The 1,375-nt window shown below is 65.4% G+C and carries 2 protein-coding genes and 1 pseudogene; all 3 read right to left on the bottom strand.

Annotated elements, in window-relative coordinates:
- A pseudogene (locus AC5JJ6_RS28710) lies at positions 1-157 on the bottom strand (ribosome maturation factor RimP); the annotation flags it as partial.
- Between the two features lie 296 nt (positions 158-453).
- Positions 454-1,191 (bottom strand): tRNA (guanosine(46)-N7)-methyltransferase TrmB, encoded by a 738-nt coding sequence (gene trmB / locus AC5JJ6_RS28705; protein WP_496045334.1) that lies wholly within the window; start codon positions 1,189-1,191, stop codon positions 454-456.
- Positions 1,184-1,375 (bottom strand): methionine adenosyltransferase domain-containing protein (locus tag AC5JJ6_RS28700; RefSeq protein ID WP_496045333.1); only part of this gene is annotated, 192 nt, incomplete at its 5' end. The genes trmB and AC5JJ6_RS28700, both read right to left, overlap by 8 nt.

The raw sequence follows: 1,375 nt of genomic DNA, 5'->3' as shown, positions 1-1,375 counted from the left end.
CACAATCCTCCACCGTCATCGCGGCATCGTCCTTCCGCTCGGCCATCACCTGCAAGGTGGGCTTTTGCGTGCCCGACACCTGCACCCGTACGATCTCGTAGCCCATGGCTTCGACCGAGGGGGCGATGATCTTTTGTATCCGATCGGTTGCGTCCATACCACCTGACTTGAAACAACGCCTCGGGTTTCGAAAACCCGGTGCGGAAAACGAGAAGAGCGAAATAAAAAAAGTGGGCCAGTGGCCCACCCGGATGCGAGCCGACAAGGCCCGTTTTGGCGGGACCGCCGGATCGTATGGGATCACGGAAGGGAATATAGCGAAGTTGCGGCACGTCGCAAGGATTTTCCACAATCTATCGCCACGGGCGTCCGTCGGGCGGCGCTCTCCCCCACGCGGGCGCCCCCCGCTCCGGCGTAACAGGAGCGGGGGAAGGGAGGGGACCGCCAAGCCCGCTACGCAGGCATGCGGGCCTTCCGCCTGAAGCGCAGAAATACTGGGTTGCGGCCAGCTTCCACGCCTTTCTGCTCATAGCGCGACTGCGGCCAATCGTCCGGGCGGCTGCGCCAGTCTTCCGGCGTGCGGGCCAGCCACTCGAAGTCGGGATGAAGCCAGGTATGCTCCAGCATCCACATGGCGACGCCCATGACGTCGCTGGCCATCCGCAGTTCCGCGCCGTCCTTGAGGACGCGGGAGAGCCGGGCCAGGTTTTCCGGGCCGATGAAGCGCCGCTTGTGGTGGCGGGGTTTCGGCCAGGGGTCGGGAAACAGCACGAAAGCCCTGCCGACCGAGGCCTCCGGCAGAGCGTCGAGCAGCGGACGGGCGTCTTCGGCCAGGATGCGGATATTGCGCTGACCGCCGGTATCGATGTGTTCCAGCAGGTTGGCCACGCCGTTCAGGAACGGTTCGCAGCCGATCATGCCGATATCGGGATTGGCCGCGGCGTGGGCGGCCAGATGCTCGCCGCTGCCGAAGCCGATCTCGACCCATAGGTCGCGCATCGGCTGGTCGAACAGAGCGGCGGGGTCAAGCTGCGCGCCCTTGTCCGGCGGCTCGATCGCCAGCCTGGGCAGCAGGGTTTCCAGCAGGTCGGTCTTATAAACGCGAAGTCTACGGCCGCGTCGGCGGCCGTAGACTTTTTCCGGCAGATCGATCGGCGCATCCTTGCGCGGACCAGGAGGACGGTCAGGCAAAGGCGGACCGCAGATCCGTGACCAGATCCGTCCTCTCCCACGAGAAACCGCCGTCGGCGTCCGGCGCGCGGCCGAAATGGCCATAGGCGGAGGTGCGGGCATAGATCGGCTTGTTGAGGCCGAGGTGCTCGCGGATGCCGCGCGGGCTCAGGTTGACCAGTTCCTGGAGGACCTTGGACAGACG

It is taken from the genome of Skermanella sp., from assembly GCF_059503625.1.
Note: the sequence above shows the minus strand (reverse complement) of the source record. Positions and strands in the feature narration are given on the sequence as shown.